Source organism: Comamonadaceae bacterium OTU4NAUVB1 (assembly GCA_024372625.1).
In the GTDB taxonomy this organism is placed as follows: domain Bacteria; phylum Pseudomonadota; class Gammaproteobacteria; order Burkholderiales; family Burkholderiaceae_C; genus Variovorax.
The window spans coordinates 628,223-642,268 of record CP099605.1; the positions used below are offsets into that span (position 1 = coordinate 628,223).

Consider the following 14,046-nt stretch of genomic DNA (forward strand, 5'->3'; position numbering starts at 1 on the left):
ACATTCCATGCAACGTTCCAGCAACGACATCTGGGTCGGCCTGTTCGTGCTGATCGGCGGAGCGGCCCTGCTGTTCCTCGCGCTTCAGTCGGCCAACCTGCTCAACCTCAACTTCCAGAAGACCTACGCCGTCACGGCGCGCTTCGACAACATCGGCGGCTTGAAACCCAAGGCGGCCATCCGAAGCGCGGGCGTGGTGGTCGGGCGTGTCGATTCGATCCGCTTCGACGACAAGACCTTCCAGGCCAACGTGAACCTGGCACTGCAGAGCAGTTACCAGTTCCCCAAGGACAGTTCCCTCAAGATCCTGACCAGCGGTCTGCTCGGCGAGCAGTACATCGGCATCGAAGCCGGTGCCGATGCGAAGAACCTCGAGGCTGGCGACACGATCACGGCCACCCAGTCGGCGGTCGTGCTGGAAAATCTCATCAGCCAGTTTCTCTACAGCAAGGCGGCCGACGGAAGCGACACGCCGGAAAAGGCACCCAAGAAATGAACCCGCGATCCTCCTCAAACGCTGGCGCCTTGCGCCTTGTCGCTGTCCTGGGCCTCTTGGTCCTCGCGACGGGCTGCGCCACCGGGCCACGTGCCACGGCGCCCAGCCCGGTCGATCCGTTCGAGCCGTTCAACCGCAGCGTCTCGCGCTTCAACGACGTGGTGGACGACAACGTGCTGGTGCCCGTGGCCACGGCCTATCGCAAGGTGCTGCCCTCGCCGGTGCGCTCGGGCGTCAACAATTTCTTCGGCAACCTCGGCGACGTCTGGAACTTCGCGAACAACGTGGCGCAGTTGAAAGCGCAGAACAGCGCCGAGACCTTCATGCGACTCAACGTCAACACGTTCTTCGGGCTCGGCGGCCTGCTCGACGTCGCGACCGAACTGGGCATCGATCGTCATCCGGAAGATTTCGGCCAGACGCTCGGGCGCTGGGGCGTTCCGAGCGGACCCTACGTGGTGCTGCCACTGCTCGGACCGTCGACCGTGCGCGACACCGCCGCCTTGCCGGTGAACGTGCAGGGTGACCTCGTCCGACAGGTGGCCGACATTCCCGTGCGCAATTCGATGTACGTGCTGCGCATCGTCGACCTGCGTTCGAACTACCTGCGCGCCAGCCAGCTCATTGGCGATGCGGCCCTGGATCGCTACTCGTTCACACGCGACGCGTATTTGCAGCGGCGTCGCAGCGAGGTCTACGACGGGAATCCGCCGGACGACGGAAAAGGCGCGGACTGACGGCCAGGGGGTGGCGAGCCTGCGTAGGCTCCTGATGTGATGAGCGGGCTTTCTGCCGGAACCGGCCCGGCGAAATTGTCTCCAAGCGTCAAGGACCGACGCTCCTGCATTGCAGGACGCGGATTCCGCCCCATGTGCCTTCCATTCTCCGAATCATCGACCCTGGAAACCTCCTGATCATGAAAACCACCACCGCCACCGTGCAACGCCGCTTTCTGGGGCGCATCGTCCTGGCCAGCGCCATGCTCTTCAGCGCCGCCGCCGTCTTCGTGAGCCCCGCACGTGCGGCGGACGAATCGCCCGACGCCCTGGTCCAGCGCATCTCCGGCGACGTGCTCACCACCATCAAGGCGGACAAGTCGATCAAGGCGGGCGACGTCGGCAAGATCATGCTGCTGGTCGACAGCAAGATCATGCCGAACGTCAATTTCCAGCGCATGACGGCCTCGGCGGTCGGGCCGGCTTGGCGCACGGCGACGCCGGAGCAGCAGAAGCGCCTGCAGGAGGAATTCAAGACGCTCCTGGTGCGCACCTATGCGGGTGCCCTCGATCAGGTGAGCGACCAAAGCGTGACGGTGCGCCCGTTCCGCGGTTCGGCAACGGACAAGGAAGTCCTCGTGCGCACCGAGATCCGCGGCGGTGGCGATCCCGTCCAGCTCGACTACCGTCTGGAGAAGACGCCGGGCGAAGCGGGTGGCTGGAAGGTCTACAACCTGAACATCCTGGGCGTCTGGCTGGTCGATACCTACCGCACCCAGTTCTCCCAGCAGATCAACAGCAAGGGCATCGACGGCCTCATCGCCGCGCTGGCCGCGCGCAACAAGAGCAACGGAACCAACTGACGTGAGCATGCTGGTCCTGCCTGCGACGCTGCGCCACGAGGAGGCGCCGGCCTGCATGCGCATGCTGCACCAGGGCTTGGCCGCCCAGCAGCAGGATTCGGTGGCGATCGTCGACGCGACCGCGCTGGTCCGGTTCGACTCCTCGGCCCTGGCCGTGCTGCTCGAATGCCGGCGTGAAGCGGCCGCGCTCGGTCGCGGCTTCGCAGTCAAGGGACTCTCCACGCGGCTCAGGGAGCTCGCCATGCTCTACGGCGTGGCCGGACTCCTTCCCAGCGCGCCCTGATACTTCGGGCGACAATGAGCGCCCGTCGGACATCTTTCCGCTTTTCTTCGTCGACCGAACACCTCCCCGTAAAATCGCGGGCTCCCCATGTCCGCGATCTCGTTCCAATCGGTCTCCAAGACCTACCCCCCATCACGTCAGCAGCGCGCCCAGGGCAAGCCGGGCCTCCGGGCGGTCGACCAGGTCGATTTCGCGATCGAGGAGGGTGAGTTCTTCGGTCTGCTCGGCCCCAACGGTGCCGGCAAGACGACGCTCATCAGCATGCTCGCCGGTCTGGCACGGCCGACGACCGGGTCCATCGCCGTGCACGGCTTCGACGTGCAGCGCGACTATGCGCAGGCGCGCCGTCACCTGGGCATCGTGCCGCAGGAACTGGTGTTCGATCCGTTCTTCAACGTGCGCGAGTCGCTGCGCATCCAGTCGGGCTATTTCGGCATCCGGAACAACGATGTCTGGATCGACGAACTGCTGCAGAACCTCGGTCTGGCGGACAAGGCCACGGCCAACCTGCGTCAGCTCTCGGGTGGCATGAAGCGCCGCGTGCTGGTCGCCCAGGCGCTGGTGCACAAGCCGCAGGTCATCGTGCTCGACGAGCCCACCGCCGGTGTCGACGTCGAGCTGCGCCAGACCCTGTGGCAGTTCGTGGCCCGCCTCAATCGCGAGGGGAGCACCGTCCTGCTCACCACCCATTACCTGGAGGAAGCCGAAGCGCTCTGCCATCGCATCGCCATGCTCAAGCAGGGCCGCGTGATCGCGCTCGACCGCACCAGCGAGCTGTTGCGCGCGGCCGCGAGCAACGTGCTGCGTTTCAAGACCGACGCCGATCTGCCGTGGGCCATCGCCCAGCACGCCCGGATCACGGGCCGCATCGTGCAGCTGCCGGCGCAGAACGCGCACGAGGTCGAGCAGTTGCTGGTCGCCCTGCGCGAGGCGGGTGTCGCGGTCGAGGACGTGGAGATGCGCAAGGCCGACCTGGAGGACGTGTTCATCGATCTCATGGCCGGCGAGCAGACGCCGCTGGAGGTCGCGCGATGATGAAGTTCCAACCCACCGGCTGGCACGCGCTGCTCTACAAGGAGACGCTGCGTTTCTGGAAGGTCGGTTTCCAGACCGTCGGCGCCCCCGTGCTCACGGCCGTGCTCTACCTGATGGTGTTCGGCCACGTGCTCGAGGGCCATGTCAAGGTCTACGGTTCGATCAGCTACACGGCCTTCCTGATCCCCGGGCTGGTGATGATGAGCATGTTGCAGAACGCGTTCGCCAACAGCTCGTCGTCGATCATCCAGAGCAAGATCATGGGCAGCCTGGTGTTCGTGCTGATCACGCCGCTGTCCCATTGGGGCTGGTTTTTCGCCTACGTCGGCTCGTCGGTGATCCGTGGCCTGGCCGTCGGGCTGGGCGTCTTCGTCGTGACGCTGTTCTTCGCCGTGCCGGACTTCGTCGCGCCGCTCTGGATCCTCGCGTTCGCCTTCCTGGGCGCCGCCATCCTGGGCACGCTGGGGCTCATCGCCGGCCTGTGGGCGGAGAAGTTCGACCAGATGGCGGTGTTCCAGAACTTCCTGATCATGCCCATGACCTTCCTGTCGGGCGTGTTCTATTCGATCGGCTCGCTGCCGCCGTTCTGGCAGGGCGTGAGCCACCTGAACCCGTTCTTCTACATGATCGACGGCTTCCGTCATGGCTTCTTCGGCGTCAGCGACGTCTCGCCATGGGTGAGCCTGGCGATCGTCGGCAGCGCGTGGCTGGTGGTGAGCGCCATCGCCGTGAACCTGCTGCGCATCGGCTACAAGATTCGAGGCTAGCTTTTTCCATGACCGCTGACGAACTTCGAGACATCATTTCCGCCGATCTGGCCTGCGAGCACATTGCACTGGAGGGTGACGGAAGGCACTGGTACGCGACCATCGTCTCGGCGGAGTTCGACGGGCTGCGTGCCATCCAGCGCCACCAGCGGGTCTACCGCACGCTGGGTGCGAAAATGCACACCGACGAGGTGCATGCGTTGTCGATGAAGACGTTCACCCCGGCCGAATGGGCGGCCGCGCCGCGTTGAAACCGGTCCGGGGCCGTTCGCGTGCTCCGGTTTCCCGTCGCCCTACCCGGCAACCGCTTCCACTTCCGCTGGACTCTCCGATGGACCAACTCCTCATTCGCGGCGGGCGCACGCTCGGCGGCGAAGTCTTCGTCTCCGGCGCCAAGAACGCCGCCCTGCCCGAACTCTGCGCCGCGCTCCTGACCGCGCAGCCCGTCGTCCTGCACAACGTGCCGCGTCTGCAGGACGTCTCCACCATGCTGCGGCTGATCCGCAACATGGGCGTGCAGGCCGAACGCGACGACGCCGCCGGCGAGGCCCACGGCATCGTGCGCATCGATGCCGCCGCGCTGTCGAACCTGGAGGCGCCCTACGACCTGGTCAAGACGATGCGCGCGTCGGTGCTGGCGCTCGGTCCGCTGCTGGCGCGATTCGGCCGGGCCAAGGTGTCGCTGCCCGGGGGCTGCGCGATCGGTTCGCGGCCGGTGGACCAGCACGTCAAGGGACTGCAGGCGATGGGCGCGGAAATCTCGGTGGAGCACGGCTACATGCTCGCGCGCCTGGCGGCCGGCCGCACGCGCCTGCGGGGCGCCCGCATCCTGACCGACATGGTGACCGTCACCGGCACCGAGAACTTCCTCATGGCCGCGACCCTGGCCGAGGGCGAGACCATCCTGGAGAACGCCGCCCAGGAGCCGGAGATCGTCGACCTGGCGGAGATGCTGATCCGCATGGGTGCGCGGATCGAGGGCCACGGCACCAGCCACATCCGCATCCGGGGCGTGGAGGCCTTGCACGGTTGCGAGCATGCCGTGGTGGCCGACCGCATCGAGGCCGGCACCTTCCTGTGCGCGGTGGCGGCCGCCGGTGGCGAGGCGTTCCTGCGCCACGCCCGCTCCGACCACCTCGAAGCCGTCATCGACAAGCTGCGCGAGGCGGGCTGCGACGTGCGCGGCGTCGAGGGCGGCATCCGCATCGCGTCGGCCGGTGGCGCCACGCTCAGGGCGCAGCCGTTCCGCACCACCGAATACCCCGGCTTTCCCACCGACATGCAGGCCCAGTTCATGGCGCTGAACTGCGTCGCGCAGGGCACGGCGGCCGTGACCGAGACGATCTTCGAGAACCGCTTCATGCACGTCAACGAACTGGTGCGGCTCGGCGCCGCGATCCACGTCGACGGCAAGGTCGCGGTGGTCGAGGGCGGGGCGACGCTGTCGGGCGCGACGGTGATGGCCACCGACCTGCGTGCCTCGGCCAGCCTGGTGATCGCCGCGCTGGTGGCCGAAGGCGAGACGCGGGTCGACCGCATCTATCACCTCGATCGCGGCTACGACCGCATGGAAGCCAAGCTGCGCGGCCTGGGCGCCGACATCGAGAGAATATGAGATGACCCCTCGTCTTCGCGCACCGCGTGTCGCTGCGCCGACCCCCTTCCAGGGGACCACGCCGGCGGCCCGGCGAAGCCGGTTCCACGGTGTTTCCGGCCTGAGAGAAGGTGGACTTTTGGAGTTGTTTCGATGATTACTTTGGCCTTGTCCAAGGGGCGGATTTTTGAAGAGACGGTGCCGCTGCTGGCGGCGGCGGGGATCGAGGTCACCGAGGACCCCGAGAAGTCGCGCAAGCTGATCCTCGCCACCACGCGCAGCGACGTGCGGGTGGTGCTCGTGCGAGCCTCGGACGTGCCGACCTACGTGCAGTACGGCGGCGCCGACCTTGGCGTGACGGGGCTGGACGTGCTGCTCGAGCACGGCAACCAGGGCCTCTACCAGCCGCTCGACCTGCGGATCGCCGCCTGCCGCCTGAGCGTGGCGGTGCGCGCCGACTACGACTACGCCTCGGCCGTCAGGCAGGGCTCGCGACTGAAGGTGGCGACCAAGTACGTCGGCCTGGCGCGGGACTTCTTCGCCGGCAAGGGCGTGCACGTCGACCTGATCAAACTCTACGGCAGCATGGAACTCGCGCCGCTGACCGGGCTGGCCGATGCCATCGTCGACCTGGTGTCGACCGGCAACACGCTCAAGGCCAACCACCTGGTCGAGGTCGAGCGCATCATGGACATCAGCGCGCGCCTGGTGGTCAATCAGGCCGCGCTCAAGCTCAAGCGCGAGCCGATCCGCCGCATCCTGGACGCCTTCGCGTCGGCCATTCCGGCGGCGCCCCTGAAATAAGTCCTCTCATCCTGCCTTCTTCTTTGCCGCCATGACCACGCAAGCCGCCCCCGTCCGTCTGTCCACCACCTCGGCCACCTTCGAGGTCGACTTCAAGGCGCGGCTGCATTGGTCGGCCGAAGCGGACGCGGCGATCGAGGAGCGTGTGGCCGCCATCCTGGCCGACGTGCAGCGACGCGGCGACGCGGCGGTGCTCGAGTACACCGGGCGCTTCGACCGCCTCGACGCGGCCGACATGCAGGCGCTGGAGCTCACGGCCGGCGAACTGCGCGCGGCCTTCGAGTCGCTGCCGGGCGAACAGCGCGAAGCGCTCGAGTTCGCCGCCCGCCGGGTGCGCCAGTTCCACGAGGCGCAGAAGCGCGCCAGCGGCGAAAGCTGGAGCTACCGCGACGAGGACGGCACGTTGCTCGGTCAGAAGGTCACGCCGCTCGACCGCGTGGGCATCTACGTGCCGGGCGGCAAGGCCGCCTATCCGTCGAGCGTCTTGATGAACGCGATTCCGGCGCACGTGGCCGGCGTCGGCGAGATCGTGATGGTCGTGCCCACGCCCGGTGGCGAGAAGAATGCGCTGGTGCTGGCCGCCGCGCACGTGGCGGGCGTCGGCCGTGCCTTCACCATCGGCGGTGCGCAGGCCGTCGCCGCGCTGGCCTACGGCACCGCGACCATCCCTGCCGTCGACAAGATCACCGGCCCGGGCAACGCCTACGTGGCGGCCGCCAAGCGCCGCGTCTTCGGCACCGTCGGCATCGACATGATCGCCGGCCCGAGCGAGATCCTGGTGCTGGCCGACGGCAGCACGCCGCCCGACTGGGTGGCGATGGACCTGTTCAGCCAGGCCGAGCACGACGAGCTCGCGCAGAGCATCCTGCTGTGCCCCGATGCCGACTACATCGAGCAGGTGCAGGCCGCCATCGACCGGCTGCTGCCGACCATGCCACGCGCGGAGATCATCGCCGCCTCGCTCAACGGGCGTGGTGCGCTGATCCGGACGCGCGACATGGCGGAGGCCTGCGCCCTGAGCAACCGCATCGCGCCGGAACATCTGGAGGTCAGCAGCCGCGAGCCGCACCGATGGGAGCCGCTGCTGCGCCACGCCGGGGCCATCTTCCTGGGTGCATACACCAGCGAGAGCCTGGGCGACTACTGCGCCGGCCCGAACCACGTGCTGCCCACCAGCGGCACCGCGCGCTTCTCCAGCCCGCTGGGCGTCTACGACTTCCAGAAACGCTCCAGCCTGATCGAGGTGAGCGAGGCGGGCGCGCAGACGCTCGGCCGCGTCGCCGTGACCCTGGCCGAAGGCGAGGGTCTGAACGCGCACGCCGAGGCGGCGCGCCTCCGGCTCAAGCCATGACACGTCGCCGGGCTTCGCGCGTGGCGTGCCGCTGCGCGTTGGTCGCCGGCCTCCTGGCCGTGACGGCCGCGCAGGGCATGAGCATCCGCGAGTTGCGCACGCTCGAGGCGGGCGAGAAGGACGGCAAGACCTATGCCGGCTACTACCTGGTCGGCGTGGTCGAGGGGCTGCGCGAAGGCGCGGAGACCGCCGCCCGGGCCGGACAGAAGCCGCCGTTCTGCATCGAGAACCGCCGCCTGGAGCCCGCCATGGCGCGGCCCCTCTACCAGACCGAACTCACGCGCAACGCCGATGGCTACGAGGCCGACATGCCGGTCCAGCTCGTGCTCGCCGCCGCGCTGCGCAACACCTACCGCTGCACGCGCTGAGGACGTCCATGACCGCTTCCATTCCCACCGCCACGCTCGCCGGCGTGGCCGACAGCGCCGAGATCGCCGCCGGCACCGGCCGTGCCCTCGGACGCATCCGCGACGATGTCCGCGCCATGCACGCGTACGTCGTCCAGGACGCGCCCGCCGACGCCTCCAAGCTCGACGCCATGGAGAACCCGCACGTCCTGCCGGCCGCGCTGCAGGCCGAACTCGGCCGCCGCCTGGGCGCTCTGGCGATCAACCGCTATCCGGCCAACGACGGCAACGCCCAGCTCAAGCGCGCCCTGGCCGCGCACGCGCACCTGCCCGAGGGCTTCGACCTGATGCTGGGCAACGGCTCCGACGAACTGATCTCGCTCGTCACCATGGCGTGCGACCGGCCCGGGGCGTCGGTGCTGGCGCCGGTGCCCGGCTTCGTGATGTACGGCGTCAGCGCGCAGCTCCAGGGCCTGGCCTTCACCGGCGTGCCGCTGACGGCCGACTTCGAACTCGACGGTCCGGCCATGCTCGCGGCCATCGCGCGCGAGCGGCCCGCCATCGTGCACCTGGCCTATCCGAACAACCCGACGGCCAACCTGTGGAACGACGACGTCGTCGAGCAGGTCGTCCAGGCCCAGGGCGCCCAAGGCGGCCTGGTGGTCGTCGACGAGGCCTACCAGCCCTTCGCCTCGCGCAGCTACATCGACCGCATCGCGCGCCATGGCCACGTGCTGCTGATGCGCACGCTGAGCAAGTTCGGCCTGGCCGGCGTGCGGCTGGGCTACCTGATCGGGCCGGCCGCGCTGGTCGCCGAGATCGACAAGGTGCGTCCGCCCTACAACGTCAGCGTGCTCAACTGCGAATGCGCGCGCTTCGCGCTGGAACACGCGGCGGTCTTCGAGGCCCAGGCGGCCGACATCCGGGCGCAGCGCGAGCGGCTGGTCGAGGCCCTGGGCCGCCTGCCGGCGGTGCGGCAGTGGCCGAGCGACGCCAACATGATCCTCATCCGCGTCCCCGACGCCGCGCGGACCTTCGAGGGCATGAAGGCGCGTGGCGTGCTGATCAAGAACATTTCTAAAATGCACCCCTTGCTGGCGAACTGCCTGCGCCTGACCGTCGGAACGGCCGACGAGAACGCGCGCATGCTCGCGGCCCTCGAAGCATCCCTATGAACACTCCCACGGCACCCGAAGCGGTCGTCGGCGCGGTCGGCGCGCGCACGGCGGCGGTCACGCGCCACACGGCCGAGACCCGCATCGACGTCCGCGTCGATCTCGACGGCACCGGCCGCGCCAGGCTCGCGACCGGCATCGGCTTCTTCGACCACATGCTCGACCAGATCGCCCGCCACGGCCTGATCGACCTCGACATCGACTGCCAGGGCGACCTGCACATCGACGGCCACCACACCGTCGAGGACGTCGGCATCACCCTCGGCCAGGCGGTGGCCAGGGCGGTCGGCGACAAGAAGGGCATCCGCCGCTACGGCCATGCCTACGTGCCGCTGGACGAAGCGCTCAGCCGCGTCGTCATCGACTTCTCCGGCCGTCCGGGCCTGCACCTGCACATCCCGTTCACCAGCGGCATGATCGGCGCCTTCGACACCCAGCTCGCCTACGAGTTCTTCCAGGGATTCGCCAACCACGCCGGCGTGACGTTGCACATCGACAACCTCAAGGGCATCAACGCGCACCACCAGTGCGAGACGGTCTTCAAGGCCTTCGCGCGGGCGCTGCGCGCGGCGCTGGAACTCGACCCGCGCTCGGCCGGCGTCATCCCCTCGACCAAGGGAACGCTCTGACCGTGACGACTTCCACCAACTCCGTGGCCGTGGTCGACTACGGCATGGGCAACCTGCGCTCGGTGTCGCAGGCCGTGCGGCACGCGGCCGACCAGTCCGGCGTCGAGGTCCTCGTCACCGCCGACCCGGACGTGGTGCGCCGTGCCACGCGCGTCGTGCTCCCGGGACAGGGCGCGATGCCCGACTGCATGCGCGAGCTGCGTGACTCCGGCCTGCAGGCGTCGGTGCTCGAGGCCGCGGCGACCAAGCCGCTGTTCGGCGTCTGCGTGGGCATGCAGATGCTGCTGTCGCGCAGCGAGGAAGGCCCCACCGACGGGCTCGGGCTGATCCCGGGCGAAGTCGTCAAGTTCGATCTCGCCGGTCGTCTGCAGCCCGACGGCAGCCGCTTCAAGGTGCCGCAGATGGGCTGGAACCAGGTTCGGCAGGCGCAGCCTCATGCGATGTGGGACGGCGTGCCCGACGACGCCTACTTCTATTTCGTGCACAGCTTCTACGCCCGGCCGGTCGATGCGCGCCACGCCGTCGGCCAAGCCGACTACGGCGCGCCGTTCGCCGCGGCGATCGCCCGCGACAACCTCTTCGCCACCCAGTTCCACCCCGAGAAGAGCGCCGACCACGGTCTGCGGCTCTATCGCAACTTCCTCCACTGGAATCCCTGACCCCTCAGGGCTGCTTTCCCATGCTGCTGATACCCGCCATCGATCTCAAGGACGGTCACTGCGTTCGCCTCAAGCAGGGCGACATGGACCAATCGACCATCTTCAGCGAAGACCCCGCCGCCATGGCGCGCAAATGGGTCCAGGCCGGCGCGCGCCGCCTGCACCTGGTCGACCTGAACGGCGCCTTCGCCGGCAAGCCGCAGAACCACGCGGCGATCAAGGCGATCCTGCGCGAGGTCGGCGAGGAGATCCCTGTGCAGCTCGGCGGCGGCATCCGCGACCTCGACACCATCGAGCGCTACATCGACGATGGCCTGCGCTACGTGATCATCGGCACCGCGGCGGTGAAAAACCCCGGTTTCCTGAAGGACGCCTGCGTCGCGTTCGGCGGCCACATCATCGTCGGGCTCGACGCCAAGGACGGCAAGGTCGCCACCGACGGCTGGAGCAAGCTCACCGGCCACGAGGTCGCCGATCTGGGCAAGAAGTTCGAGGACCATGGCGTCGAATCGATCATCTACACCGACATCGGCCGCGACGGCATGCTCTCGGGCATCAACATCGACGCCACGGTGCGGCTCGCGCAGGCCCTGACGATTCCCGTGATCGCATCGGGCGGCCTGTCGAACATGGCCGACATCGAGCAGCTCTGCGCGGTCGAATCCGAAGGCGTCGAGGGCGTGATCTGCGGCCGGGCGATCTATTCGGGCGATCTCGACTTCGCCGCCGCCCAGGCCCGCGCCGACGTGCTCGCGACCGGCGCCTGAGCCCGCGCGGCGCGGGCGGGCGGAGGCTCGCCGAGCGGTCCGTCCCTAGAATCCCCGCATGCCTGTCTCATCGATCGACTTCCGCGGCCAGCCCGCGTTCCGCCTGAGCGCGCCCGACGGCGCGCAGTGCACCGTGGCCCTGCACGGCGGCCACATCCTGTCCTGGGTCACGCCGGACGGTGTCGAGCGGCTCTACCTGAGCCCGAATTCCGCGTTCGATGGCCGCGCCGCCATCCGGGGCGGCGTGCCGATCTGCTGGCCGCAGTTCAACCAGCGCGGTCCGCTGGCCAAGCACGGATTCGCACGCAACGTCGTCTGGCAGCTCGCGCAGGCCGATCCGGCGGCGCCTGCGTGCATCGCGCTTCGGCTGGACGACGACGCGGCCACGCGCGCGCTCTGGCCGCACGGTTTCGGGCTTCGGCTGGAAGCCACGCTCGACGCCGGCAGCCTGCGCGTGGCGCTCGACGTCCGCAACACCGGCGACACGCCCTGGTCGTTCACCGGCGCGTTGCACAGCTACCTGCGGGTCGACGACATCGCCCGCGCGCGGCTCGAAGGGCTGCGGGGTGCCCGACGCTGGGACGCGGTGCGCGACCTGCGTCTGCAGGAGGACGCCGAAGCCGTGACCTTCGAGGCCGAGTTTGACAGCGTCTACGCGGCGCCGGCCACGCCGCTGCGGCTCGTGCAGCCGTCGGGCACGCTGGAGATCGCGCAGTCCGCCAGTTGCACCGAGACCGTCGTCTGGAATCCCGGCGACGTGCTCTCGGCCCGGCTCGCCGACCTGCCCGACGATGGTTATCGGCACATGCTCTGCGTCGAGGCCGCCGCCGTCGACACGCCCGTCGCGCTCGCTCCCGGCGAGACGTGGCAGGGCTGGCAGCAGCTCACCGTGCGTTGAACCCGTCGAATCCCCCGCTTCTCGAACCTCCCGTACCGCCATGCTCGCCAAACGCATCATTCCCTGCCTCGACGTGACCGGTGGTCGCGTCGTCAAGGGTGTCAACTTCCTGGAGCTGCGCGATGCCGGCGACCCGGTCGAGATCGCCGCGCGCTACAACGCGCAGGGCGCCGACGAACTCACCTTCCTCGACATCACCGCCACCAGCGACGGTCGCGACCTGATCCTGCCGATCATCGAGGCCGTCGCCTCGCAGGTGTTCATCCCGCTGACGGTCGGCGGCGGCGTGCGCACGGTCGAGGACGTGCGCCGGCTGCTCAACGCCGGTGCCGACAAGACCAGCTTCAACTCGGCCGCCATCGCCAATCCGGCGGTGATCGACGAGGTGTCGCACCGCTACGGCGCTCAGTGCATCGTGGTGGCCATCGACGCCAAGCGCCGCACGGCCGCGGACGCCGCCGAGCGCGGTCCGGGCTGGGACGTCTACAGCCACGGCGGGCGCAAGAACACGGGCCTCGACGTGGTGCGCTGGGCGGCCGAGATGGCGCGGCGCGGCGCCGGCGAGATCCTGCTGACCAGCATGGACCGCGACGGCACCAAGAGCGGTTTCGACCTCGAACTCACGCGCGCGGTGAGCGACGCGGTCGGCGTGCCGGTGATCGCTTCGGGCGGTGTCGGCAACCTCGACCATCTGGCCGACGGCGTGCAGGCCGGCGGCGCCGATGCAGTGCTGGCGGCGAGCATCTTCCACTACGGCGACCACACCGTCGGCGAGGCCAAGGCACTGATGGCCGCGCGCGGCATTCCGGTGCGCGCCTGATGCCCCGCCGACGGTTTGCGACAATCGCCCGATGACGAACTGGCTCGACGAAGTGAAATGGGATGCCGTCGGCCTGGTGCCGGTGATCGCGCAGGAGCAGGGCAGCAACGACGTGCTGATGTTCGCCTGGATGAACCGCGAGGCCCTGCAGAAGACGGCCGAACTCGGTCGTGCCGTGTACTTCAGCCGTTCGCGCGCGAAGCTGTGGTTCAAGGGCGAGGAGTCGGGCCACGTGCAGACCGTGCACGAGATCCGTCTGGACTGCGACAACGACGTCGTGCTTCTCAAGGTCACGCAACGCGGCCACGAGCCCGGCATCGCCTGCCACACCGGGCGCCACAGCTGCTTTTTCAGCCGCTACGAGAACGGCCTGTGGACGGCAGTCGAACCGGTCCTCAAGGACCCCGAGTCCATCTACAAGTAAGAAGCAGATCCATGACATCGACGACAGCATCCGCCTTGGACGCATCCGCCACCGACGCCCTGGCTCGGCTGGCCGCCGTCATCGAGAGCCGCCTGCCGGCGCGCGGCGGGGATCCCGACAGGAGTTATGTCGCGCGGCTCCTGCACAAGGGACCGGACGCCTTCCTCAAGAAGATCGGCGAGGAGGCGACCGAGGTCGTGATGGCGGCCAAGGACGCCGATCACGGCGGCGACCGGCAGAAAATAGTGAACGAAGTGGCCGACCTCTGGTTCCACAGCATGATCGCCCTCGCGCACTACGGCCTCGCGCCGCGCGAGGTCGTCGCCGAACTGGAGCGCCGTGAAGGCACCAGCGGCATCGAGGAAAAGGCGCTGCGCAAGGCGCAGGACCGCGAAGCCCGCGAGCAATGAAGGACAAG

At 68.6% G+C, this 14,046-nt stretch carries 19 protein-coding genes; all 19 read left to right on the top strand.

The features are described from left to right. The first annotated feature begins 7 nt into the window (after positions 1-7). The 19 genes from mlaD to NF681_06315 all read left to right on the top strand — a co-directional run bounded on the left by mlaD (position 8) and on the right by NF681_06315 (position 14,038). Positions 8-496: an outer membrane lipid asymmetry maintenance protein MlaD gene (gene mlaD, locus NF681_06225; GenBank protein UST54788.1), complete on the top strand. Its 489-nt coding sequence runs from the start codon at positions 8-10 to the stop codon at positions 494-496. Between the two features lie 29 nt (positions 497-525). Continuing rightward, positions 526-1,233 (top strand): VacJ family lipoprotein, encoded by a 708-nt coding sequence (locus tag NF681_06230; protein UST54789.1) that lies wholly within the window; start codon positions 526-528, stop codon positions 1,231-1,233. Between the two features lie 179 nt (positions 1,234-1,412). Further along, positions 1,413-2,075, top strand: coding sequence for an ABC transporter substrate-binding protein (locus NF681_06235; protein UST54790.1), 663 nt, complete (start codon positions 1,413-1,415; stop codon positions 2,073-2,075). Positions 2,076-2,082: 7 nt separating this feature from the next. Further along, a complete protein-coding gene (locus NF681_06240; GenBank protein UST54791.1) occupies positions 2,083-2,358 on the top strand; it encodes an STAS domain-containing protein in 276 nt (91 codons plus the stop codon). Positions 2,359-2,445: 87 nt separating this feature from the next. After that, the gene (locus NF681_06245) at positions 2,446-3,393 is read left to right on the top strand and encodes an ABC transporter ATP-binding protein (protein ID UST54792.1); all 948 of its coding nucleotides are present in this window, start codon (positions 2,446-2,448) and stop codon (positions 3,391-3,393) included. Beyond that, entirely contained in the window at positions 3,393-4,160 is a 768-nt protein-coding gene (locus NF681_06250; GenBank protein UST55688.1) for an ABC transporter permease, read from the top strand. Before NF681_06245 ends, NF681_06250 begins: the two co-directional genes overlap by 1 nt. Positions 4,161-4,168: 8 nt before the next feature. After that, positions 4,169-4,411: a BolA/IbaG family iron-sulfur metabolism protein gene (locus NF681_06255; protein ID UST54793.1), complete on the top strand. Its 243-nt coding sequence runs from the start codon at positions 4,169-4,171 to the stop codon at positions 4,409-4,411. An 80-nt stretch (positions 4,412-4,491) separates the two neighbouring features. Next, on the top strand, positions 4,492-5,775 hold the full coding sequence (murA, locus tag NF681_06260) for a UDP-N-acetylglucosamine 1-carboxyvinyltransferase (GenBank protein ID UST54794.1): 1,284 nt from the start codon (positions 4,492-4,494) through the stop codon (positions 5,773-5,775). A gap of 132 nt (positions 5,776-5,907) precedes the next feature. Next, positions 5,908-6,558, top strand: coding sequence for an ATP phosphoribosyltransferase (hisG, locus tag NF681_06265; protein ID UST54795.1), 651 nt, complete (start codon positions 5,908-5,910; stop codon positions 6,556-6,558). Positions 6,559-6,589: 31 nt separating this feature from the next. Beyond that, positions 6,590-7,909: a histidinol dehydrogenase gene (hisD, locus tag NF681_06270; GenBank protein ID UST54796.1), complete on the top strand. Its 1,320-nt coding sequence runs from the start codon at positions 6,590-6,592 to the stop codon at positions 7,907-7,909. Beyond that, the gene (locus NF681_06275; protein UST54797.1) at positions 7,906-8,277 is read left to right on the top strand and encodes a hypothetical protein; all 372 of its coding nucleotides are present in this window, start codon (positions 7,906-7,908) and stop codon (positions 8,275-8,277) included. The genes hisD and NF681_06275 overlap by 4 nt, the downstream gene beginning before the upstream one ends. Before the next feature lie 116 nt (positions 8,278-8,393). Then, a complete protein-coding gene (gene hisC / locus NF681_06280) occupies positions 8,394-9,431 on the top strand; it encodes a histidinol-phosphate transaminase (protein UST55689.1) in 1,038 nt (345 codons plus the stop codon). Beyond that, positions 9,428-10,060 (top strand): imidazoleglycerol-phosphate dehydratase HisB, encoded by a 633-nt coding sequence (hisB, locus tag NF681_06285; protein ID UST54798.1) that lies wholly within the window; start codon positions 9,428-9,430, stop codon positions 10,058-10,060. The genes hisC and hisB overlap by 4 nt, the downstream gene beginning before the upstream one ends. Before the next feature lie 44 nt (positions 10,061-10,104). Further along, positions 10,105-10,719 carry an imidazole glycerol phosphate synthase subunit HisH gene (gene hisH, locus NF681_06290; protein ID UST55690.1) on the top strand — a complete coding sequence of 205 codons (615 nt, stop codon included), beginning with the start codon at positions 10,105-10,107 and terminating at the stop codon, positions 10,717-10,719. A gap of 20 nt (positions 10,720-10,739) precedes the next feature. Continuing rightward, a complete protein-coding gene (gene hisA, locus NF681_06295) occupies positions 10,740-11,486 on the top strand; it encodes a 1-(5-phosphoribosyl)-5-[(5-phosphoribosylamino)methylideneamino]imidazole-4-carboxamide isomerase (GenBank protein ID UST54799.1) in 747 nt (248 codons plus the stop codon). A gap of 58 nt (positions 11,487-11,544) precedes the next feature. Further along, positions 11,545-12,384 carry a D-hexose-6-phosphate mutarotase gene (locus NF681_06300; protein UST54800.1) on the top strand — a complete coding sequence of 280 codons (840 nt, stop codon included), beginning with the start codon at positions 11,545-11,547 and terminating at the stop codon, positions 12,382-12,384. A gap of 40 nt (positions 12,385-12,424) precedes the next feature. Continuing rightward, positions 12,425-13,204 carry an imidazole glycerol phosphate synthase subunit HisF gene (gene hisF / locus NF681_06305; GenBank protein UST54801.1) on the top strand — a complete coding sequence of 260 codons (780 nt, stop codon included), beginning with the start codon at positions 12,425-12,427 and terminating at the stop codon, positions 13,202-13,204. Between the two features lie 31 nt (positions 13,205-13,235). Continuing rightward, a complete protein-coding gene (gene hisI / locus NF681_06310) occupies positions 13,236-13,628 on the top strand; it encodes a phosphoribosyl-AMP cyclohydrolase (GenBank protein ID UST54802.1) in 393 nt (130 codons plus the stop codon). Between the two features lie 11 nt (positions 13,629-13,639). Beyond that, positions 13,640-14,038, top strand: coding sequence for a phosphoribosyl-ATP diphosphatase (locus tag NF681_06315; GenBank protein UST54803.1), 399 nt, complete (start codon positions 13,640-13,642; stop codon positions 14,036-14,038). Positions 14,039-14,046: the final 8 nt, after the last annotated feature.

Excerpts from the sequence above, each read along its gene's own strand:
- NF681_06245 (UST54792.1), top strand. The coding sequence starts at position 2,446 with ATGTCCGCGATCTCGTTCCAATCGGTCTCCAAGACCTACCCCCCATCA.
- hisA (UST54799.1), top strand. The coding sequence starts at position 10,740 with ATGCTGCTGATACCCGCCATCGATCTCAAGGACGGTCACTGCGTTCGC.
- hisB (UST54798.1), top strand. The coding sequence starts at position 9,428 with ATGAACACTCCCACGGCACCCGAAGCGGTCGTCGGCGCGGTCGGCGCG.
- NF681_06315 (UST54803.1), top strand. The coding sequence starts at position 13,640 with ATGACATCGACGACAGCATCCGCCTTGGACGCATCCGCCACCGACGCC.
- hisI (UST54802.1), top strand. The coding sequence starts at position 13,236 with ATGACGAACTGGCTCGACGAAGTGAAATGGGATGCCGTCGGCCTGGTG.
- NF681_06235 (UST54790.1), top strand. The coding sequence starts at position 1,413 with ATGAAAACCACCACCGCCACCGTGCAACGCCGCTTTCTGGGGCGCATC.
- murA (UST54794.1), top strand. The coding sequence starts at position 4,492 with ATGGACCAACTCCTCATTCGCGGCGGGCGCACGCTCGGCGGCGAAGTC.
- NF681_06275 (UST54797.1), top strand. The coding sequence starts at position 7,906 with ATGACACGTCGCCGGGCTTCGCGCGTGGCGTGCCGCTGCGCGTTGGTC.
- hisG (UST54795.1), top strand. The coding sequence starts at position 5,908 with ATGATTACTTTGGCCTTGTCCAAGGGGCGGATTTTTGAAGAGACGGTG.
- mlaD (UST54788.1), top strand. The coding sequence starts at position 8 with ATGCAACGTTCCAGCAACGACATCTGGGTCGGCCTGTTCGTGCTGATC.
- NF681_06240 (UST54791.1), top strand. The coding sequence starts at position 2,083 with ATGCTGGTCCTGCCTGCGACGCTGCGCCACGAGGAGGCGCCGGCCTGC.
- NF681_06250 (UST55688.1), top strand. The coding sequence starts at position 3,393 with ATGAAGTTCCAACCCACCGGCTGGCACGCGCTGCTCTACAAGGAGACG.
- hisC (UST55689.1), top strand. The coding sequence starts at position 8,394 with ATGCACGCGTACGTCGTCCAGGACGCGCCCGCCGACGCCTCCAAGCTC.
- NF681_06255 (UST54793.1), top strand. The coding sequence starts at position 4,169 with ATGACCGCTGACGAACTTCGAGACATCATTTCCGCCGATCTGGCCTGC.
- hisD (UST54796.1), top strand. The coding sequence starts at position 6,590 with ATGACCACGCAAGCCGCCCCCGTCCGTCTGTCCACCACCTCGGCCACC.
- hisF (UST54801.1), top strand. The coding sequence starts at position 12,425 with ATGCTCGCCAAACGCATCATTCCCTGCCTCGACGTGACCGGTGGTCGC.
- hisH (UST55690.1), top strand. The coding sequence starts at position 10,105 with ATGGGCAACCTGCGCTCGGTGTCGCAGGCCGTGCGGCACGCGGCCGAC.
- NF681_06300 (UST54800.1), top strand. The coding sequence starts at position 11,545 with ATGCCTGTCTCATCGATCGACTTCCGCGGCCAGCCCGCGTTCCGCCTG.